At 60.2% G+C, this 20,318-nt stretch carries 21 protein-coding genes and 1 pseudogene; 12 read left to right on the forward strand and 10 right to left on the reverse strand.

Translation table 11 applies throughout. From position 1 onward, the window contains the following. Positions 1-12: 12 nt before the first annotated feature. Both ACA054_RS25465 and ACA054_RS25470 read right to left on the reverse strand, forming a co-directional pair. Positions 13-1,416 carry a sensor histidine kinase gene (locus ACA054_RS25465; RefSeq protein ID WP_497686711.1) on the reverse strand — a complete coding sequence of 468 codons (1,404 nt, stop codon included), beginning with the start codon at positions 1,414-1,416 and terminating at the stop codon, positions 13-15. Then, the gene (locus tag ACA054_RS25470) at positions 1,406-2,125 is read right to left on the reverse strand and encodes a response regulator transcription factor (RefSeq protein WP_497686712.1); all 720 of its coding nucleotides are present in this window, start codon (positions 2,123-2,125) and stop codon (positions 1,406-1,408) included. Before ACA054_RS25470 ends, ACA054_RS25465 begins: the two co-directional genes overlap by 11 nt. Positions 2,126-2,339: 214 nt before the next feature. Between ACA054_RS25470 and ACA054_RS25475 the strand changes: the two genes are divergently transcribed. The 4 genes from ACA054_RS25475 to ACA054_RS25490 all read left to right on the forward strand — a co-directional run bounded on the left by ACA054_RS25475 (position 2,340) and on the right by ACA054_RS25490 (position 7,023). After that, positions 2,340-5,093, forward strand: a complete 2,754-nt coding sequence (locus tag ACA054_RS25475; RefSeq protein ID WP_497686713.1) for a response regulator — start codon at positions 2,340-2,342, stop codon at positions 5,091-5,093. A gap of 21 nt (positions 5,094-5,114) precedes the next feature. Continuing rightward, positions 5,115-6,107, forward strand: a complete 993-nt coding sequence (locus tag ACA054_RS25480; protein ID WP_497686714.1) for a 2-hydroxyacid dehydrogenase — start codon at positions 5,115-5,117, stop codon at positions 6,105-6,107. A 77-nt stretch (positions 6,108-6,184) separates the two neighbouring features. Continuing rightward, entirely contained in the window at positions 6,185-6,619 is a 435-nt protein-coding gene (locus ACA054_RS25485) for a hypothetical protein (protein ID WP_020799714.1), read from the forward strand. After that, a complete protein-coding gene (locus ACA054_RS25490) occupies positions 6,619-7,023 on the forward strand; it encodes an META domain-containing protein (protein WP_497686715.1) in 405 nt (134 codons plus the stop codon). The genes ACA054_RS25485 and ACA054_RS25490 overlap by 1 nt, the downstream gene beginning before the upstream one ends. Positions 7,024-7,154: 131 nt before the next feature. Here the strand turns inward: ACA054_RS25490 and ACA054_RS25495 are convergent, their stop codons facing one another. After that, the gene (locus tag ACA054_RS25495) at positions 7,155-7,622 is read right to left on the reverse strand and encodes a TlpA disulfide reductase family protein (protein ID WP_497686716.1); all 468 of its coding nucleotides are present in this window, start codon (positions 7,620-7,622) and stop codon (positions 7,155-7,157) included. A 113-nt stretch (positions 7,623-7,735) separates the two neighbouring features. On the opposite strand from ACA054_RS25495, the gene arsC reads away from it, so the two are divergent. Genes arsC through ACA054_RS25510 form a run of 3 tightly spaced genes read left to right on the forward strand, consistent with a single transcriptional unit; the run spans position 7,736 to position 9,110 of the window. Then, on the forward strand, positions 7,736-8,089 hold the full coding sequence (gene arsC / locus ACA054_RS25500) for an arsenate reductase (glutaredoxin) (RefSeq protein WP_497686717.1): 354 nt from the start codon (positions 7,736-7,738) through the stop codon (positions 8,087-8,089). Continuing rightward, positions 8,086-8,682 carry an NAD(P)H:quinone oxidoreductase gene (gene wrbA / locus ACA054_RS25505; RefSeq protein ID WP_497686718.1) on the forward strand — a complete coding sequence of 199 codons (597 nt, stop codon included), beginning with the start codon at positions 8,086-8,088 and terminating at the stop codon, positions 8,680-8,682. Before arsC ends, wrbA begins: the two co-directional genes overlap by 4 nt. Before the next feature lie 2 nt (positions 8,683-8,684). Beyond that, the gene (locus ACA054_RS25510) at positions 8,685-9,110 is read left to right on the forward strand and encodes a DUF2069 domain-containing protein (RefSeq protein WP_497686719.1); all 426 of its coding nucleotides are present in this window, start codon (positions 8,685-8,687) and stop codon (positions 9,108-9,110) included. Positions 9,111-9,224: 114 nt separating this feature from the next. Here ACA054_RS25510 and ACA054_RS25515 read toward each other — a convergent pair whose 3' ends face one another. Next, positions 9,225-9,899 carry a DNA-3-methyladenine glycosylase I gene (locus ACA054_RS25515; RefSeq protein WP_497686720.1) on the reverse strand — a complete coding sequence of 225 codons (675 nt, stop codon included), beginning with the start codon at positions 9,897-9,899 and terminating at the stop codon, positions 9,225-9,227. Positions 9,900-9,952: 53 nt separating this feature from the next. Further along, positions 9,953-10,777 (reverse strand): tRNA 2-thiocytidine(32) synthetase TtcA, encoded by an 825-nt coding sequence (gene ttcA, locus ACA054_RS25520; RefSeq protein ID WP_497686721.1) that lies wholly within the window; start codon positions 10,775-10,777, stop codon positions 9,953-9,955. A gap of 281 nt (positions 10,778-11,058) precedes the next feature. Between ttcA and ACA054_RS25525 the strand changes: the two genes are divergently transcribed. Then, positions 11,059-11,661, forward strand: coding sequence for a Yip1 family protein (locus ACA054_RS25525; RefSeq protein WP_046817737.1), 603 nt, complete (start codon positions 11,059-11,061; stop codon positions 11,659-11,661). A 158-nt stretch (positions 11,662-11,819) separates the two neighbouring features. After that, positions 11,820-12,314, forward strand: coding sequence for a SprT family zinc-dependent metalloprotease (locus ACA054_RS25530; protein ID WP_497686722.1), 495 nt, complete (start codon positions 11,820-11,822; stop codon positions 12,312-12,314). A gap of 111 nt (positions 12,315-12,425) precedes the next feature. Here ACA054_RS25530 and ACA054_RS25535 read toward each other — a convergent pair whose 3' ends face one another. Together ACA054_RS25535 and ACA054_RS25540 are read right to left on the reverse strand one after the other, a co-directional pair. After that, complete coding sequence (locus tag ACA054_RS25535) at positions 12,426-13,607, reverse strand: CaiB/BaiF CoA transferase family protein (RefSeq protein ID WP_497686723.1); 1,182 nt, start codon at positions 13,605-13,607, stop codon at positions 12,426-12,428. Positions 13,608-13,750: 143 nt separating this feature from the next. Continuing rightward, entirely contained in the window at positions 13,751-15,085 is a 1,335-nt protein-coding gene (locus ACA054_RS25540) for a dicarboxylate/amino acid:cation symporter (protein WP_497686724.1), read from the reverse strand. A 339-nt stretch (positions 15,086-15,424) separates the two neighbouring features. Between ACA054_RS25540 and ACA054_RS25545 the strand changes: the two genes are divergently transcribed. Both ACA054_RS25545 and ACA054_RS25550 read left to right on the forward strand, forming a co-directional pair. After that, positions 15,425-16,423 carry an AraC family transcriptional regulator gene (locus tag ACA054_RS25545; protein WP_497686725.1) on the forward strand — a complete coding sequence of 333 codons (999 nt, stop codon included), beginning with the start codon at positions 15,425-15,427 and terminating at the stop codon, positions 16,421-16,423. Between the two features lie 10 nt (positions 16,424-16,433). Further along, positions 16,434-16,517, forward strand: a pseudogene (locus ACA054_RS25550) (TetR/AcrR family transcriptional regulator); the annotation flags it as partial. 90 nt (positions 16,518-16,607) lie between these two features. Here the strand turns inward: ACA054_RS25550 and ACA054_RS25555 are convergent. The 3 genes from ACA054_RS25555 to ACA054_RS25565 all read right to left on the reverse strand — a co-directional run bounded on the left by ACA054_RS25555 (position 16,608) and on the right by ACA054_RS25565 (position 19,346). Next, positions 16,608-17,951 (reverse strand): ATP-binding protein, encoded by a 1,344-nt coding sequence (locus tag ACA054_RS25555; RefSeq protein WP_497686726.1) that lies wholly within the window; start codon positions 17,949-17,951, stop codon positions 16,608-16,610. Further along, on the reverse strand, positions 17,948-18,625 hold the full coding sequence (locus ACA054_RS25560) for a response regulator (RefSeq protein WP_497686727.1): 678 nt from the start codon (positions 18,623-18,625) through the stop codon (positions 17,948-17,950). Before ACA054_RS25560 ends, ACA054_RS25555 begins: the two co-directional genes overlap by 4 nt. A gap of 118 nt (positions 18,626-18,743) precedes the next feature. Beyond that, entirely contained in the window at positions 18,744-19,346 is a 603-nt protein-coding gene (locus tag ACA054_RS25565) for a hypothetical protein (RefSeq protein WP_497686728.1), read from the reverse strand. A 147-nt stretch (positions 19,347-19,493) separates the two neighbouring features. Here ACA054_RS25565 and ACA054_RS25570 point away from each other — a divergent pair, with 147 nt between their 5' ends. Next, entirely contained in the window at positions 19,494-20,285 is a 792-nt protein-coding gene (locus ACA054_RS25570; RefSeq protein ID WP_497686729.1) for a dienelactone hydrolase family protein, read from the forward strand. The last annotated feature ends 33 nt before the right edge of the window (positions 20,286-20,318 follow it).

Below are 20,318 nucleotides of genomic sequence, written 5' to 3' on the forward strand. Positions count from 1 at the left end.
GCTCCGGCAAAATCAGAGCGTTACAGGATGGGATAGTCTCCTCGCAAAGGTGTCATCACTGACAGTTCCATCATCCGCCACCAAGCGCATGTTCATCCGCAACCCGTTCCCGGTGTTCTGCGCCCAAAGCCTTCCACCCTGTCGCCGCACCGCATTCCTGGCAATGCTCAAACCCAAGCCGAATCCGCCATCCCCCGGCCGCGAGCCGTCGAGTCGGGTGAAGGGCAGGAAGATTCGCTCAAGATCGGCTTCGCCCACGCCGCCGCCCTGATCCTCCAGCCATAGATGCCAGAAGTCGCCGTCGCGCCGCCCGCCCAAGTGGACAATGCCACCCTTGGGCGAATGTCGAATGGCGTTACGCAGCATGTTCTCCAGGGCCTGGGCCAGGGTATTGAGATGGCCGCGCACCCAGCAGGAGGCGTCCACCGAGCACTGCAATTGCGCGTGCGGCCAGCAACTTTCATAGCAGGCGTTTTCCGTGAGCATTTCCCACAAAGCCTGGATCTGGATCGCTTCGTCGGGTAATCGCGTGCGCTCTGTATCGAGCCAGGCCAGTTGCAGCGTGTCTTCCACCAGCCGTTGCATGCCGTCGACCTCGCGGCCGATGCGCTCACGCAACTGTTCAAGCCCCTGCTCGCTTTCACTGGCCACCCGCAGACGGCTCAACGGCGTGCGCAATTCGTGGGACAGGTCGCGCAACAGTTGTTGCTGCAGTGCCACGGTGCTTTGCAGGCGTTCGGACATGTGATCGAACGCCCTGCCCAGCTCCCCCAGTTCGTCGGCCCGGTTGGTGGTGCGGCGGGACAGTCGCACATTGAGCTGATCGGCACGCCAGGCATTGGCCTGTTCGCGCAAATGATTGAGCGGCACCACCAGCAAACGATAGAGGCCGACGCATAGCAACAAGGTGAACAAACCCGGAATCACGCCGTTGGTGATCACCCGCCAGAAAACCCGATAGCGTCCGGGTACAAAACGTTCGGGCAGTTCGATCACCAGGCTGCCGGCGGACGAATCGCCGGGAAACGGCACCCGCATCCATGGCCGGCCTTTCTTGTGGACGGGCCAATCCAGGCCGCGTAGAAAGGTCAGGCGCTCGATTTCCTTGTCCGTTAGCGTATAGCTGCTCAACGACTGTAAATCACCGCCGATGACACCGACCCATCCCGTTTCGCTTTGGTGCATGCTCTGTAGCCAGCTATCGACACCCTCCTGTTGACGCTGCTGCCACGCTTGCTCAGCCTCCGCGGCATAGCGCGTCAGCGTGCCGCGCGCTTCATCCGACAGAAACTGGTTGCGCTGCTCCATATACCGGCCCCAGGACCAGCTCAACCAGATCATCAACAGACAGAACGCCACCAACAGGCAAGCCAGTTTCCAGAACAGCGAATGCCGGCCAGGCAAGTTACATTTCATCGACGGCACTCAGGATGTAGCCCTTGCCCCAGACCGTGCGCACCTCCCGCTCGGTATAGCCGATGGCCTTGAGTTTGCGGCGAATCTGGCTGATGTGCATGTCCAGGCTACGGTCGTGGGCGGCATAACCGCGTTGCAGTACCTGCTGATAAAGGAAGGCTTTGCTCAACACTTCATCGACGCTGCGGCTCAGGGTTTCCAGCAGGCGATACTCACTTCGAGTCAGGCCGGCAGGCTGCTGGCCATAAAAAACGTCGAAGCGTTCGTCGTCAAAACGCAGACTGTCGACTTCGGCCACCATCGCCACCGGGGTCGGCCGGCGATCGAGCGCTACGCGGCGCAGGATGGCTTCGATGCGCACGCGCAACTCGACCATGCTGAAGGGTTTGGGCAGGTAATCATCGGCCCCCAATCGAAAGCCGCTGATGCGATCGGCCTCGGCGCCGAGTGCCGACATCAGCAACACCGGGGTGGAATGGCTGCGGCGCAGTTGCGTCAGCACCTCCAGCCCGTCCAAACCCGGCAACAGGATATCCATCAACACCACATCGAAGGCTTGCTCGCGGGCCATGTCCAGACCTTCCTGGCCGTTCTGGCACCAGGTCACCTGGAAGCCGCTACGGCCCAGATGTTCATGGACATAGGCACCGAGTACGAGGTCGTCTTCGATGGAGAGGATACGGGGATGGCCAGCGCTGATGGTCGTCATTAGTATCTGCAAATAATTCTCAGTTGGTAATTATTCAAGATTGCCTCTCCCGGGGCAACCCAAGGGTTTGCGCAGGGCGCAAAAGCGCCCAACCAACCGACGAGTGACGACCTCAATTATCGAGGATTGCCCGCCTGCAAATCGCTACACTGCGCAAGTGGCGCGTGCCGGACGCATGCGCAGCCCGATAAATAGCCGGTTGCAGGAGAGTGGCGTGCTGACGAAACTGGGAATTAAAGGCCGCGTGCTGTTGCTGACGCTGCTGCCGACCAGCCTCATGGCATTGGTTCTGGGCGGCTATTTCACCTGGATGCAGCAATCGGACCTGCAAACCCAGCTCCTGCAGCGCGGCGAAATGATCGCCGAGCAACTGGCGCCGCTGGTGGCGCCGGCCATGGGGCACCACAACAACGAAATGCTGGAACGGATCGCCACCCAGTCCCTGGAACAACCGGACGTGCGCGCCGTGACCTTCCTTGCGCCAGACCGCTCGGCACTGGCCCATGCCGGGCCGATCATGCTGACCCAGGCACCAATGGGCGAAGGCTCGCAGATGCTGCGCCGCACAGGCAGCGAAGCAACACGTTACCTGCTGCCGGTGTTCGGCAAACACCGCAACCTGGCAGGCGACGTGATCCCCGATGAAGCCGACCGTCTGCTGGGCTGGGTCGAACTGGAGCTGTCCCACAACGGCATGCTGTTACGCGGCTACCGCAGCCTGTTCGCCAGCCTGCTGATGATCGGTGCCGGTCTCGGCGGCGCGGCGCTTTTGGCATTGCGCATGGGCCGCACGATCAATCGGCCGCTGACCCAGATCAAACAAGCCGTGGCCCAACTCAAGGACGGTCACCTGGAAACCCGCCTGCCGCCACTGGGCAGCCAGGAGCTGGATGAATTGGCCTCCGGCATCAATCGCATGGCCGGCACCCTGCAGAATGCCCAGGAAGAACTGCAACACAGCATCGACCAGGCCACCGAGGACGTGCGCCAGAACCTCGAGACCATCGAGATCCAGAACATCGAACTGGACCTGGCGCGCATGGAAGCGCTGGAGGCGAGCCGGATCAAGTCCGAGTTCCTGGCCAACATGAGCCATGAAATACGCACGCCGCTCAACGGCATCCTCGGCTTTACCCATCTGCTGCAAAAAAGTGAGCTGACCCCGCGCCAGCTCGATTACCTGGGCACCATCGAAAAGTCTGCCGACAGCCTGCTGGGGATCATCAACGAGATCCTCGACTTTTCGAAGATCGAAGCGGGCAAGCTGGTGCTCGACCATATTCCGTTCAATTTGCGTGACCTGCTGCAAGACACATTGACCATCCTCGCCCCGGCCGCCCACGCCAAACAGCTGGAACTGATCAGCCTGGTGTATCGCGATACGCCCCTGTCGCTGGTGGGCGATCCGTTGCGGCTCAAGCAGATCCTCACCAACCTGGTCAGCAATGCGATCAAGTTCACCCGCGAGGGCACCATCGTCGCCCGGGCCATGCTCGAAGAAGAACACGAAGACAGCGTGCAACTGCGCATCAGCATCCAGGACACCGGCATCGGCCTGTCGAACCAGGATGTGCGCGCGTTGTTCCAGGCCTTCAGCCAGGCCGATAACTCGCTGTCGCGGCAACCCGGCGGCACGGGCCTGGGGTTGGTGATCTCCAAGCGCCTGATCGAACAGATGGGTGGCGAGATTGGCGTCGACAGCACCCCGGGCGAGGGTTCGGAGTTCTGGATCAGCCTGAACCTGCCCAAAACCCGCGACGATGCCGAAGACCTGCCGAGTGCGCCGCTGCTCGGACGGCGAGTTGCAGTGCTGGAAAATCATGAGCTGGCGCGCCAGGCGTTGCAGCATCAACTGGAAGACTGCGGCCTGGACGTCACCGCGTTCAATACCCTGGAAAGCCTGACCAACGGAGTCACCGGCGCGCATCAGACCGATCAGGCGATCGAACTCGCAGTGCTGGGAATCACCAGCAACGACATGCCACCGGAACGCCTCAACCAGCACATCTGGGACCTCGAACACCTGGGCTGCAAAGTGCTGGTGTTGTGCCCCACCACGGAACAGACGCTGTTCCACCTGTCGGTGCCGAACCCCCACAGCCAGCTCCAGGCCAAACCGGCCTGTACCCGCAAGCTTCGGCGCGCGCTGTCCGACCTGGTCAACCCGCGGCAGTTGCGCAGCGAGACCAGCGAGCCGCTGTCCAGCCGCGCGCCGAAGGTGCTGTGCGTCGACGACAACCCGGCCAATTTGCTGCTGGTGCAGACCCTGCTCGAAGACATGGGCGCCAAGGTGCTCGCCGTGGAAAGCGGTTACGCGGCGATCAAGGCGGTGCAGAACGAGACGTTCGACCTGGTACTGATGGACGTGCAAATGCCCGGCATGGACGGGCGCCAAAGTACCGAAGCGATCCGCCAATGGGAAAGCGAGCGGCATTGCACGCCGCTGCCGATCGTGGCCCTCACGGCGCATGCCATGGCCAACGAAAAACGCGCATTGCTGCAAAGCGGCATGGACGATTACTTGACCAAGCCGATCAGCGAGCGGCAACTGGCGCAAGTGGTACTTAAATGGAGCGGGCTGGCACTGCGTAATCACACGCCAGAGCGCGCAGGCGACAGCCACGGCAGCACCTACGAGTTGCAGGTGCTCGATCACGAAGAAGGCTTGCGCCTGGCTGCTGGCAAGGCCGATCTGGCGGCGGACATGCTGGCGATGCTGCTGGCGTCGCTGGAAGCCGACCGCGAAGCCATCCGCCAGGCTCAGCAAAGCAACGACCACAACGCTCTGATCGAGCGGGTTCATCGCCTGCACGGCGCAACCCGTTATTGCGGCGTACCGCAACTGCGCGCCGCCTGCCAACGCAGTGAAACCTTGCTCAAGCAGCAAGACCCGAAGGCCTTTGGCGCACTTGAAGATCTCGACCGGGCGATCAATCGCCTGGCCGCCCAGGCGCGCATCAATGCCTGATGCACTTTCCAGGAGGACCGCATGCGCACGATTCTTTTCAGCAGCCAGACCTACGACCGCGACAGCTTTCTCGCCGCCAACCTGCCGCCAGGTATCGAGTTGCACTTTCAGTCGGCACGACTGAGCCTCGATACCGTCGCGCTGGCGGAGCATCACGAGGTGGTTTGCGCCTTCATCAACGATGACCTCGGCGCCCCGGTGCTCGAACGCCTGGCCGCGGGCGGTACCCGCCTGATCGCCCTGCGCTCGGCCGGGTACAACCATGTCGACCTGACGGCGGCGAAGCGCCTGGGGTTGGCGATCGTGCGCGTCCCGGCCTATTCGCCCCACGCCGTGGCCGAGCATGCCGTAGCCCTGATCCTGGCACTCAACCGCCGCCTGCACCGCGCCTACAACCGCACGCGCGAAGGCGACTTCAGCTTGCACGGGCTGACGGGGTTCGACCTGGTGGGCAAGACCGTCGGCGTAGTCGGCACCGGGCAGATCGGCGCGACCTTCGCGAAAATCATGAACGGGTTCGGCTGCAAACTTCTGGCCTACGACCCCTTCCCCAATCCGCAGGTCGAAGCGCTTGGCGCCCGCTATCTGAGCTTGCCGCAGTTGCTGGCCGAGTCGCAGATCATCAGCCTGCACTGTCCGCTTAACGAGCAGAGCAAGCATTTGATCAACCGCCAATCCCTGGCGCACATGCAGCCAGGCGCCATGTTGATCAACACCGGCCGCGGCGGCCTGGTGGACACCCCGGCGCTGATCGATGCGTTGAAGAGCGGCCAACTGGGTTATTTGGGACTGGATGTGTATGAAGAGGAAGCTCAACTGTTTTTCGAAGACCGTTCCGACCTGCCGTTACAGGACGATGTACTGGCGCGGTTGCTGACCTTCCCCAACGTGATCGTCACGGCACACCAGGCCTTCCTGACCCGCGAAGCCCTGGGCGCGATTGCCGCGACCACCTTGCAGAACATCGCGGCCTGGGCGGCCGGAGCGCCAGAGAATCAGGTCGAGGGTGATTGAACCTGATCGAAGGTCATATGCCCGCGCCATGCTGCGCGTATGCCCGTGCTAGCATATTGCGCATATTTGGAGGACCCATGGTCGAACACGATTTCCGCTACACCCTGATGAACCCGCAACACACCCTCACCGAATGCCGCGCCCTGGTGCCGGGACGTTATCAAGTCACCGGCAACGGCGGCTCGATTCGTAATAACGACGTGCTGGTCGTGACCCTCAAGGGCGCCAAGGACTTGTCCATGCGCCTGACCGTCGAAACGGTTCGCCATCTGATCAACCCGCCTGGCCAATGGGTCGCGGTGGCCAGTGGTCCGGTGTTCGGCGAGCTGGCGATCCACACCTGGCAGGTGAACTGCGACAGCTGCGCCAAAGAACTGAGTTTCGAGTTCGCCGTTGACGCCAAGCTCGGCAACAAGGCCGAAAAGCCTGCCGCCACCGCGCGGATTGCCGAGTTGGGTTGGACCACCGTTGGCGAGAAACACCTGTGCCCCAAATGCCAGGAGCCTGCGTGATGAAACGCCTCGCCCTGACCGCGATGGTCGGTGCAAGCCTGCTGGGCTGCGCCGCCGACCCGGTGCAACTTGAACACAATCGCAGCTACATCCTGGAATGGATCGGCGAACGTCCGTTGATGGATTACAGCCACCTGACCATTACCCTGGGTGACGACGGTCGCGCCTACGGTAGCGGCGGCTGCAACCACTGGTTCGCGCCCTACACCCTGGATGGCGACAAGCTGAGCTTCGGCAAGATCGGCAGCACCCGCAAACTCTGTGCGCCGGCGCTGATGGAGCAGGAAAAACGCTTCCTCCAGGCGTTGGAACACGTGCAGCGCTGGGACGTCTCGTCAATCGACCAGATGCGATTCTGGCCAGCCGAAGGCAAGCCGCTGCGCTGGTGGCTGGAAGAGGGTTGATACGCCTCTAGACGATCGTTCCCACGCTCTGCGTGGGAATGCATCAAGTGACGCTCTGCGTCACAGGGACGCGGAGCGTCCCGGGCGGCATTCCCACGCAGAGCGTGGGAACGATCAGCGCGTAGAAACGATCAGTTGGCGGCCTGCAACGCCTCCAGCTTCGCCACCACCCCCGCCGCCGTCTGCTCGCCCATCAACTGTTCCCGCACCTTGCCCTTGTTATCGATGATGTAGGTCACCGGCAACGCTTCACTGCGCGGCAGTTCGAACAACTCGGAAGGGTCCTGTGCCAGCACGGTGAACTTGATCCCGAGTTTCTCGCTGGCACTTTTCAGCTCTTCGCCCTGCACGTTGTCGAAGTTGACCCCGAACACGCCGATCTTCTTGTCCTTGAGCTGGTCTGCCAGTGTGTTCAACTCCGGAATCTCGGTACGGCACGGGCCACACCATTCAGCCCAATAATTGATCACCAGCCATTTTCCGTCCAGACGCTCGGCGGCGACCTTCTGTCCGTTCTGATCGATCCCGTAGTCGTTACCGCAGCCCCCCAGCATCAACGCTCCGATAATCGTCAATGCTGCTGCCAGTCGCCTTGTCATGTTGTGTTCCTTGTCAAAAATTGAAAGCGCTGCGACCCATCGCCTGGCAAGGTTCAGGATTACGCGCTGCCCAGTTAGAATAGCCGCCACCTTACGCAAGATGCGACCCGCTCATGACCGATCTGACGCTTTATCACAACCCGCGCTGCTCGAAATCCCGCGGTGCGCTCGAACTGCTTGAAGCCCGCGGCCTGACTCCGACCGTGGTCCGCTACCTGGAAACGCCGCTGGACGCCGCGCAAATCCAGAGCCTGCTGGGCAAACTCGGGATCAGTGCGCGGCAACTGCTGCGCACCGGCGAAGACGAATACAAGACCCTCGCCCTGGCCGACAGCAGCCTGAGCGAGGCGCAATTGATCGCCGCCATCGCCGACCACCCGAAACTGATGGAGCGACCGATCCTCGAAGTCGGCGACAAGGCCATCATCGGTCGTCCGCCAGAGCAGATCCTGGAGCTGTTGCCGTGAGTGCGCCGTACATTCTGGTGCTGTATTACAGCCGCAGCGGTTCGACCAATGAGATGGCCCGGCAAATTGCCCGTGGCATCGAACAGGCCGGCCTTGAAGCCCGATTGCGCACGGTACCGGCCATTTCCACCGAGTGCGAAGCCGTGGCGCCGGATATCCCGGATGAAGGCGCGCTGTACGCCAGCCTCGATGACCTGAAGAACTGCGCAGGCCTGGCGCTGGGCAGTCCGACCCGCTTCGGCAACATGGCGGCGCCACTCAAGTACTTTCTCGACGGCACCAGCAACCTGTGGCTGACCGGCGCCCTGGTGGGCAAACCCGCCGGTGTGTTCACCTCCACCGCGAGCCTGCATGGCGGGCAGGAAACCACCCTGCTGTCGATGATGCTGCCGCTGTTGCATCACGGCATGCTGATCACCGGCCTGCCCTACAGCGAGTCGGCATTGCTGGAAACCCAGGGCGGCGGCACGCCGTACGGCGCCAGCCATCACGCCGGAGCCGATGGCAAAAGCGGGCTGGATGCCCACGAAGTGGCACTGTGCCGGGCCCTGGGCATGCGTTTGGCCAAGACTGCACTGAAACTGGAGGGTTGAGGGTGGCCAAGAAGCCGAAGGTCCTGCCCCCTATCGAATGGCTTGAACCACGCGTCAAGGCGATGCGCGCCGTCAGCCTGCTGTGCTTCTTTGGCCTGGTGGGATTGCTCTGCGTTTACTACCTGATGGTCGCCGACCTGCACGGTGCGCGGCCGTGGGTGATTCTGCTGATTGAGCTGGTGCCGTTGCTGTTGCTCGCGCCGGGGATGATTGTCGGCAATGCCCGGGGGCATTCATGGATGTGTTTTGTGGTGAACCTGTATTTCATCAAGGGCGCGTTGGCAGCTTATGACCCGAATCGGCAGATCTTCGGTCTGCTGGAGATGGGCGCGAGCCTGGCCGTGTTCTGCTCGGCGTTGCTATATGTACGGTGGCGGTTTCAGTTGAACCGCAAATTGGCGGGTGAAGGCGAAACCTCCGTCGCATGAGATACCGCCATCGCGAGCAAGCTCGCTCCCACAGGATCACTGTTGAAACATAACGGTGTGATCGACGCAAAAACCTGTGGGAGCGAGCTTGCTCGCGATGGGCGCGACTAGGTGCTAATGATTCACTGTGTACGCGAGCATCATCGAAATCTGGCTCATCGGCCGCCCGCCACTCTCTTCATGCCACTGGTTGAACACATCCTGTACCAACGCCAGATCCCGCTGGCTACTGGGCACCTTGTCGACGATCTTCTGCGCATTCAACGCCGCTACCACGTCATAGCTCGGCACAAAGGTATCCTTGCCGACCATGCGCAAGAAGCGCGGCGCCGACAGTCCGCCCAATTGATGTCCGCGTTTTTTCAGCAAGGTCCACAGCCCAACGATGTCGGTCACCGGCCAATCGGCAATCATTGCCCCGAAACTGCCCTTCTCATGGGCCACGTCCAGCACGAACTGCGCATTGCGCGGCACACTCTTGAGCTTGCCCAAATGGCGGATGATGCGCGCGTCCTGCATCAACCGCTCCAGGTGTTCGGCGCTCATCAGCACGACTTTTTCCGGGTCGAACCTGAAGAACACTTCTTCGAAGGCCGGCCACTTGGCGTCTACCAGGCTGTGCTTGAGCCCGGCGCGGAAAACGCGCAGTGCCATGGTCGAGAGGTAGCGGTCATCGCTGATCTTGCGCAATTGCGCCGGGGTCTTGGGTGCGGGCAGATGGGCTTCCAGTTCAACTGCGGAACCGAAGCGGTTCAGGCAGTATTCGTTCAGCCACTTGTAGTCGCGCATGCCCTCTCCTGAGGATTGAAAAATGAACTGCCAACTTGTGACAAAACCTGTGGTTAGAGGTTGACCACGTTGACGAAGCGCGAAGCGGCGGATTCGTCGATCTTCAGGCTGGTGAAGTCGAACAGGTTGCGGTCCGCCAATTGCGACGGAATCACGTTCTGCAGGCTGCGGAAAATGCTGTCGGTACGGCCCGGAGTCTTGCGCTCCCAATCCTGCAGCATTTCCTTGACCACCTGACGCTGCAGGTTTTCCTGGGAGCCACAGAGGTTGCACGGGATGATCGGGAATTGCTTGAGATCCGAGTAGGCCTGGATGTCTTTTTCGTTGCAGTAGGCCAAGGGTCGGATCACCACGTTGCGCCCGTCATCGGCACGCAACTTCGGCGGCATGGCCTTGAGCGAACCGTTGAAGAACATGTTCAGGAAGAACGTCTCGATAATGTCGTCGCGATGGTGCCCCAGGGCCATCTTGGTCGCGCCGATTTCGTCGGCGAAGGTGTAGAGCGTGCCACGACGCAGGCGCGAGCACAGGGAGCAGGTGGTCTTGCCTTCCGGAATCAGCTCCTTGACCACCGAGTAAGTGTCTTTCTCGACGATGTGGTACTCGATGCCCAGCTCCTTGAGGTAGGCCGGCAGCACGTGCTCGGGGAAACCCGGCTGTTTCTGGTCCATGTTCACGGCCACGATCTCGAACTTGATCGGCGCGACCTTCTGCAAGTGCATCAGCACATCAAGCATGGTGTAGCTGTCCTTGCCGCCGGACAGGCAGACCATGACCTTGTCACCGTCTTCAATCATGTTGAAATCGGCGACCGCCTCACCGGCCTGTCGGCGAAGGCGCTTCTGCAGTTTGTTCTGGTTGACCGTAAGAGTGCCCATGACGCGAAATCCGTGAGGTGTGACGAAAGGCCGGCATTTTACGCAAAAAACCCTTCAGGGGCGAAGCGCCCCGACGGATATACCCCTCTACAGACGTAAGTGCGATTAAGTCCGGGCTTTACAGCGCAATTTGCTCTAAGCCCTACCCCCTGTAGGGTTAAGTCCTTCCTATACTGCGTCATAAGGTCGCATTCACATACAGACCTACTGCTTACTTGGCCTCATTGGCCCGTAGGGCGCTCCACTGGGGGGCGACGGTAAAAACGAGAGGAGTGACTGGCATGATCCATCACGTAGTGGGGCTCTTCACCCACCCTGACCAAGAATGGAAAGAGATTCGTGGCGATCAGGAAGAAAGTATCAGCCACATGTACCTGACCCATACGCTGATCCTGGCGGCGATACCGGCGGTATCGGCATTTATCGGGACCACGCAGGTGGGCTGGGTCATCGGCAATCGCCCCCCGGTGATGCTGACCGTGGAAAGCGCACTATGGATGACAGTCATGTCGTACCTGGCGATGCTCGGCGGTGTGGCGGTGATGGGCGCGTTCATCCACTGGATGGCCCGCACCTATGACGCCAATCCAAGCCTCGCACGCTGTATTGCGTTCGCAACCTATACCGCTACGCCGCTGTTCGTCGGCGGCCTCGCGGCCTTGTACCCGCACTTGTGGCTGGGGATGGTCGTCGGCACGGCGGCTATCTGCTACACGGTGTACCTGCTGTATGTGGGATTGCCAACATTCATGAACATTCCATCTGACGAGGGCTTTCTGTTTTCAAGTTCGGTGCTCGCTGTAGGTCTGGTGGTGCTGGTAGCCATCATGGCGTTCACCGTGATTGTCTGGGGACTCGGCGTGGGGCCGGTCTATACCAATTAACAGCTCACCACAAAAAAATCAGATCTGCCGACACAGGCCGCCGCAAGGCGGCCTTTTAATGCCCAGGCACAAAGAGCGCCGAAGACCATTCGGCACTTCGCAGATTCGCAAGGCCCCTGGCTTGCGGCATACTCGACCGCTCTGGAGATCCATCAAGCATGCCCGAGCAACTCAATATCCGCGTCGAAGACTGTTTCCAACAAGCCGAATCCTTTTTCAAACGACCTTTCAAACGCCCCGTGGTGAGTTTCAAGCTGCGTGGGCAGAAAGCCGGTGTCGCGCACCTGCACGAGAACCTGCTGCGGTTCAATCCGCAGTTGTACCGCGAAAACACCGAAGATTTTCTCAAGCAGACCGTTGCCCACGAGGTCGCGCACCTGATCGCCCATCAACTGTTCGGTGACCGCATCCAGCCCCATGGCGAAGAGTGGCAACTGATCATGCGCGGCGTGTACGAATTGCCACCCAACCGCTGCCACACCTACGACGTCAAGCGCCGTAGCGTGACCCGCTACATCTACAAGTGCCCGTGCGCCGACAGCGATTTCCCGTTCTCGGCGCAACGTCATGGTTTGGTGAGACAGGGGCGGCGGTATTTGTGTCGGCGGTGCCGCAACACCTTGGTGTTCAGTGGCGAGATGCGGGTCGAGTAGTGCGATTTGGGTCGACCTCTTCGCCAGCAGGCTGGCTCCCACAGGGGATCATCGGTGCGCCACAAATCCATTGTGGGAGCCAGCCTGCTGGCGAAGGCGATATATCAGACGCTAGAGAACCACCTTGGCACGCCGCAACTCGGCAACCTGCTCAGCGCTGTACCCCAACTCCTCCAACACCTGATCCGTATGCTGCCCCAGCGCCGCGCCAATATGCCTGGGCTCCGGCAACCCTTCTGAAAACTTCAACGGACACGCCATCTGCGCCTGACTCGAACCATCGCCCCGCGGCACTTCAGTCACCAGCTCCCGCGCCTGCAACTGCGGATGCTGCACAGCCTCCGCCAGACTCAGTACCGGCTCGACACACGCATCAAGCTCGGCGAACAGCGCGCACAGCTCGGCAAAGTCATGCTTTTCGAACTCAGCCGTCAACGCATCCTTGAGCTTGCGTTGCTGTGCAGGTTGCGCAGATAACCCCAGGCTCGCCCACTCCTCCAGCCCCAGCGCCGCACACAACCGCTTCATGAACTCCGGCTCCAGGCTGCCCACGGACATCCAGCGCCCATCCCGGGAACGGTAATAGTCATAGAAGCTGCCACCATTGAGCATCTGATCTTCCCGACCCGGCTCGACACCACAGGCAAGATACCCAGCGCCCGCCAGGGCGTTCAGGCTGAACGCGCAATCGGTCATGCTCACGTCCAGATGCTGACCCTGCCCGGTTTGCTGTCGAGCGATCACGGCGGCCAGCAGGCCGATGACCCCGTGCAGCGAGCCACCGGCAATGTCGGCCACCTGCATGCCCAACGGCAGCGGCCCACTGTCGACGCGACCGCTGTAGCTGGAAAGCCCGGCCAGCGCCAGGTAGTTGATGTCATGGCCGGCGCGGTCCTTGTAGGGGCCGGTCTGGCCGTAACCGGTGATCGAGACATAGATCAGTCGGGGATTGATCGCTCTCAAGGCTTCATAGCCCAGCCCCAGTCGATCCATGACACCGGGTCGGAATTGCTCCAGCACGATGTCATGGTCCTCGAGTAAGGATTTGATCACTTCCAGCGCTTGCGGCTGCTTGAGGTCCAGCGCCAGGCTACGTTTGTTGCGATGCAGATAGGCATGGCTGGCCGATACGCCCCGGTCGTGGGGCGGCAGCACGCGCAGCAGATCGATGCGGGTGGGTGATTCGATGCGCAGCACCTCGGCGCCCATGTCCGCCAGCAACAGCGAAGCGAACGGCCCCGGCAGCAGTGTCGAGAAATCCAGAACCTTGAGTGATGCCAGTGGACCGAGCATGAGAGTTCTCCCAGGATGATGCCCCAGCCTAGGCAGCCAAGCGCTTTGCAGCAATCACCTTATGCGCCACATGCAATGACCGTTGCGCTCAAATCCCGGGCAATAAAAAACCCGCCGAAGCGGGTTTTTCATTACAACAAGACTTACTTGGCGTTAGTCGGGGTTGCCACGTCGACGTGACCCAGAACATCGTCTTTAGGCTCGTCGGCAATGCCGCGACCGCCCGAGGCCAGCTCCGCTTGCAGCACGTCGGTGTCCAGCTCCTTGACCCACTTGGCCACAACGATGGTGGCAACGGCGTTGCCGACCAGGTTGGTCAGTGCACGGGCTTCGGACATGAAACGGTCGATACCCAGGATCAGCGCCAGGCCGGCAACCGGCAGGTGGCCCACGGCGGACAGGGTGGCCGCCAGTACGATGAAGCCCGAACCGGTCACGCCCGCAGCGCCCTTGGAAGACAGCAGCAACACCACCAGCAAGGTGATCTGGTGCGTGATGTCCATGTGGGTGTCGGTGGCCTGGGCAATGAACACGGCCGCCATGGTCAGGTAGATCGCAGTACCGTCAAGGTTGAACGAGTAGCCGGTCGGGATCACCAGGCCTACCACGGACTTCTGCGCCCCCAGACGCTCCATCTTGATCAGCATGCGCGGCAGTACCGACTCCGAAGAGGAAGTACCCAGTACGATCAGCAGTTCTTCACGGATGTAGCGGATCAGTTTCAACACGCTGAAGCCGTGTGCGCGGGCGATACCGCCCAGCACGATCAGGATGAACAGCAGGCAAGTGATGTAGAAGCAGGCCATCAGCTGACCCAGTTGCACCAGCGAGCCGACACCGTAGGCACCGATGGTGAAGGCCATGGCACCGAAGGCACCGATTGGCGCGAGCTTCATGATCATGTTGATGATGTTGAACATCACGTGAGCGAAGCGATCGATGAAGTCCAGCAACGGCTTGCCGTAGGCACCCAGGCGATGCAGGGCGAAACCGAAGATCACCGAGAACATCAGCACTTGCAGAATGTCACCGGTGGCGAACGCACCGACGATGGTGGACGGAATTACGTTGAGGAGGAAGCCGACGACGCTTTGATCAGCACCGGCCGAGACATAGGCAGCCACTTTGGAGGCATCCAGCGTGGACACGTCGATGTGCATGCCGGCGCCCGGCTGCACGATGTTGACCACCACCAGGCCCACCAGCAGCGCGATGGTCGAAACGATTTCGAAGTACAGCAGCGCGTAACCGCCGGTCTTGCCGACCGACTTCATGTCCTGCATGCCAGCGATACCGCTGACGACGGTGCAGAAGATGATCGGCGCGATGATCATCTTGATCAGCTTGATGAACCCGTCACCCAGGGGTTTCACGGCCACACCGAGCTGTGGATAGAAGTGACCGAGCAAAATACCGATGACAATTGCAACGATCACCTGGAAATACAGGGATTTGTACAGTGGCTGACGAGTCGTCATTGCAAAGTTCCTCAAGAGTGCGCGGCGACAACATCCAACTGTTGCCCACCCCACCTCAATGGCGAACCCTCCTGCACTGGAGGGATTTGTTTTTTCGAGCTGCGCGATGGCAGGCATCTGCTGGTTCTATCGCAAGGCCCGTGCCACCTTGTACGAAACGCCTGTAAGCCTTTTTGCATCAAGGGCTGCAGGATTTTCCGGGTCACCGCGCGGCGTTAGGCCATTGGCGGATTTCCGCCCACTCGTCGAATCACGTCCTGTAATCTGGCGGATATCCGCCTTGTTCATGTGTATAAAGCGCGGCTACCATCCGTCGCTCAATGGACGGACTTGCCCGCTATGCGCGAACGCACCATCGCCAGTCATTTCGCCCGTGCCGCCCTCGGTGGCGCGCAACGGCGTGGCTACGATTACTCGAGACTGTTGCAGCAATTGGGGATCAGCCCCGAGTTGCTCGACGAGCCTCGAGCGCGCATCCCTCCAGAACAATTCACCCGCCTGATCCAGGCGCTGCGGCTGGAACTGGACGACGAATACCTGGGTTTCGGGCAAGGCATCAGCAAGCCAGGCAGCTTCGCGATGATGTGTCATGCCGTGATCCATTGCCGCAATCTGGATAAGGCACTTCATCGCGGATTATTGTTTTATGGCCTATTCCCGGACGCCCCGTGTCTGACGCTGACGCGCGAAGACGAAATGATTCGACTGAGCCTGGACGGTTCGCAGCTCTGGGACCCGGAACATTTCCTCACCGAGAGTCTATTGGTGATCTGGCACCGCTTCGCCAGCTGGTTGATCGGCCAGCGTATTCGACTGGAGCACGCCACGTTCAGTTACCCGAGACCGGAACATGGCGCCGAATACGAGTTGATGTTCTCGTGCCCGCTCGAATTTTCGGCACAACAGAGCAGCCTGCTGTTTCACGGCCGCTACCTGAACATGCCATTGCTGCAAGACGAACGCACGCTCAAGCAGTTCCTTGAACGCTCGCCTGCCGATCTGTTATCGCGCCCGGATGACGGCCACAGCCTGAGCAGCCAGTTGCGACGCTTGCTCAGTCGCGACCGCTCACCCTGGCCAGACTTGGAGGCCGTGGCTGCGCACCTGCATCTCAGCCCGCAAACGCTACGCCGGCATCTGCGTGAAGAAAACACCAGTTTTCAGGAACTGAAGGACCAACTACGCCGCGACATCGCCATTTATCACTTGGGTCGCAACGACTTGCCCTTGCAACAGATCGCCGAGCAATTGGGGTTTTCCGAACCATCGGCGTTTCATCGGGCATTCAAGAAATGGACCGGGCTGACGCCCGGGGCTTATCGGGCTCGGGAAAACTGAGTTCAAGATCCAGATCGACTTGCCGGACGAAAGTATCAAGCAGCGTCAACGGGATGATGATTGCGAATCGGTATTGCTGTACCTGCACGCGTAATTCAGCTGTGTGAATCGCCTTTGTAGGAGCCGGCTTGCTGGCGATAGCGTCTGTACTATCGCCATCGCCAGCAAGCCGGCTCCTACAAGATCACACCAGCGGAAAATGAATACGGAAGGCCGCGCCGCCCAGGGGCGAGTCGCCCAGGGTCAATTTTGCGCTATAGCTTTCGATGATGTCCTTGACCACCGCCAGGCCAATACCCTGTCCTGGATGCTGGCGGTCCAGGCGTTCACCGCGCTGCAGGATCCGCGTGCGCTGATCGAGCGGGACGCCTGGACCATCGTCTTCTACGCATATCTCGATACCATTGAGGGTGCGCACACTGATGCGCACTTCGCTCAGGCACAGTCGATAAGCGTTCTCCAGCAAATTACCCAACATTTCCAGCAAGGCGCCATGTTCGATTGGCACCAGACACTGCTCCGGCAAATCGAAGGTAACCTGCACCCGTTTATCGCGATAAACCTTGCCCAGCGTATCGCAAAGGCTCTGCAACACGGGCTGCAGGCGTACCTGGTGGCGCACCAGGCCGCTTTTGCGCAGACTGGCGCGTTGCAGTTGGTAACTGATCTGCTGGCTCATGCGCTCGATCTGGGTCTGCAAGACCCAGGCCTGATCCCGGTCCTCGGGGCGTTGCGCCATGCCTTCGCTGACACCCTGCAATACCGCCAACGGGGTTTTCAGGCTATGAGCCAGATCGTCGAGGGAATCGCGATAACGGCTACGCTGTTCGCGCTCGCTGTACAGCAAGCGGTTGAGAGAGCCGGTCAGGCGCAGCAGTTCACGCGGGTGTTGTTCGCTGAGACTTTCGCGGGTGCCGCTTTCGATCTCGTCCAGTTCCTGGCTCAGCCGGCGCAATGCCTGCAACCCCCAGGTCAAGCCCACCCACAGCAACGCCAAAAGCACCAGCAAGGCCGCGCCGAAACCCAGGTACAGGTTGTCCCGCAGGCCGTCGAGCGTGGCATCGTATTCATGCGCCGGCTGCAACGCGACGAAGCTGAACGCCGCACTTTTGCCGCCGAGCAGTTTGACCTCGACGTCATAGACGAAGTATTCCCGGCCATTGTCCTGGCGGATCCGGGCGAATTCATTACCGTGCCCGTCGTAACGCGGGTTGTAATTGATGTTCTCGTCAAGGGTGTCTTTCGAGCGCCACACCAACTGGCCTTCGCGGCTGTAGATGTAACCGAGCAAATTGCCATCAGCCAGGTTAAAGCGCTCATCGGGCAACTGTTCCGGCATCAGCAAGCGGTTGTTCTCTACCCGTGCGGCAGAGATCAACGTGGTGACGTCCGACGCCAGTCGCTGCTCGATGGCGTCCTGCAGCGCCAGGCTGAACGCTCCCTGCATCGCCGGCAGCAACGCCAGCATGAACAATACCGCCAGGATCGTGGCGGCGAGCATCAGGCGAACGCGAAGAGAACCGATCAAATGCAACGCTCAGTGAACAGATAGCCCAGACCACGCACCGTATCAATTGGCTTGAAACCGGACGTACCTTCGAGTTTGCGACGCAGACGGCCGACCAACACTTCGATCCCGTTCGGATCGCGGTCGTCATCGTCCGGATAAAGCTGCTCCATCAAACGGTCCTTGGGCACCACCTGCTGATGATGGCGCATCAAGTACTCGAGAATCCGGTATTCAAACGGGGTCAATGCCAGCAGTTGCTCATCCAGGGACGCCTGCTTGCGATTGAGGTCCAGCAGTAGCGGCCCGGCAACGATGGTTGACTGGGTAAATCCGCTGGAGCGACGCAACAAGGCATTCAGCCGAGCCTCCAGTTCTTCAAACTGGAAGGGCTTGACCACATAATCATCGGCACCGGCAGCAAAGCCTTCCACCTTGTCCTGCCAGTTACTGCGTGCTGTAAGGATCAAGATTGGAAAGGTTTTGCCCTGCTTGCGCAACTGACGGATCAGATCCAGCCCACCCATACCCGGCAACCCAAGATCGATCACCGCCAGGTCGTGGTTGAACTGCTCTGTCTGATACCGCGCATCGACGGCGTTGGCCACGGACTCGACCACATGGCCGCTATCCGTCAGACGGGTTTGCAGGTGATGACGCAACAGCAATTCATCCTCGACGACCAGAAGTTTCATGTCGCTCTCCCAGGCAAATCAAATACTCCAGAGGCACGATCGACGCACCTCCATGCGTTGACAGGCCGTGCCGGATCAATCTCCTTGATTGATCCGGCGCGGCGGTCCCACCCGCTTTTCAGAAAGCGTAGTTGGCTGAAAGATAGGTCTGTGCGCTGCTGGTCAAGCTCAGCGAACCCTGTTTGCTACCACCTCGCTCACTCATTTCGGTGCTGGCGTTGCTGCGCAGATAACGGTACCCCAGTTCAACCGACGTGTTTTGCGAAACTTGTTGCAGAATCCCTGCCTGTGCGCCAATGGCGTAACCGATGTTACTGTCGCGACTGAAGCCTGGCGACTCCTGGGTCATTTTGGTCAACCCGGCCGAGGCGCCGCCGAACAGCTTGGTGCTGGCACCCAACGGATGGAACAGATCGTAGCTGCCCAGCAGGTTTTCCTGACGCAGTTTAATGCCATTGTGCGAGCCCGACACGTTATCGTAAGTGGCGTAATAGCGGCCTTGGCTGTTTTGCTGGCCCACACGCAAGCCCAAGGTGTTGTCCTTGCCAATCACACCGTCGGCGTTCGGACGGTCGAGGTTATCGTTCAAGGCGTGGGACTTTTTGATCTTGTCGCTGGTCTGCCCATAAGTAAGGCTGGCGAAATTGTCGTTGGAAGCGATCGCTGCAGTGCTCGCGCCGAAAACGGTGAATGCCAACAGCAGTTTTTTGAATCCAGTCATGGGTGAAACTCCTCGTGAGTTACTTGTTGTTTGGCTACGGAGCAAGATTACCCGCGCCGCCCTGAACTCAACCTGAACACCCGCCTCCCCGAAGCTGAACCACATCCACCCAGCTGTTTCAACGAATTTCTTGCATGAGATCCGACCATGCGTATTCTCTTTGCCCTCTACTTGCTCGCCGTCAGCGGGCTGGCCCAGGCCGCCATCAAGACTCAGGAAATCCCTTACCAAAGTACCGACGGTACCCGGATGGTTGGCTATTACGCCTACGATGACGCGATAAAAGGTCCGCGCCCCGGTGTCGTGGTGGTGCATGAGTTCTGGGGGTTGAACGACTACGCCAAGCGTCGCGCCCGCGACCTGGCCGGCCTGGGTTACAGCGCCCTGGCCATCGATATGTATGGCGACGGCAAGAACACCGAGCATCCCAAGGACGCGATGGCCTTCATGCAGGCCGTGCTCAAGGACAACACGATTGCCAGCGCGCGGTTTCAGGCGGGACTCGACTTGCTCAAACAACAGGTGCAAACCGACCCGACCAAGCTTGCCGCCATCGGCTACTGTTTCGGTGGCGGCGTGGTGCTCAATGCAGCTCGTCAGGGTGTCCCTCTGGCCGGGGTCGTGAGTTTCCATGGCGCGCTGGCCACCAATACCCCTGCGACACCGGGCAGCGTCAAGGCGAAAATCCTCGTCGAACATGGTGCCCAGGACAGCCTGATCACCCCGGAAAACGTTGCCGCCTTCAAGGCCGAGATGGATAAGGCCGGCGCCGACTACCGATTCGTCAGCCTCGACGGCGCCAAGCACGGTTTCAGCAATCCCGATGCCGATCGCTTGAGCCATGGCGATCACGGTGGGCCGGACATTGGTTACAACAAAGCGGCGGATGAAAAATCGTGGGCAGATATGAAGGCATTTTTCAAAAAGATTTTTAGCTGATCAGGTAGATCCTGTGTTGAGAGCTACCCAGCA

The organism is Pseudomonas sp. LBUM1653 (assembly GCF_059716115.1).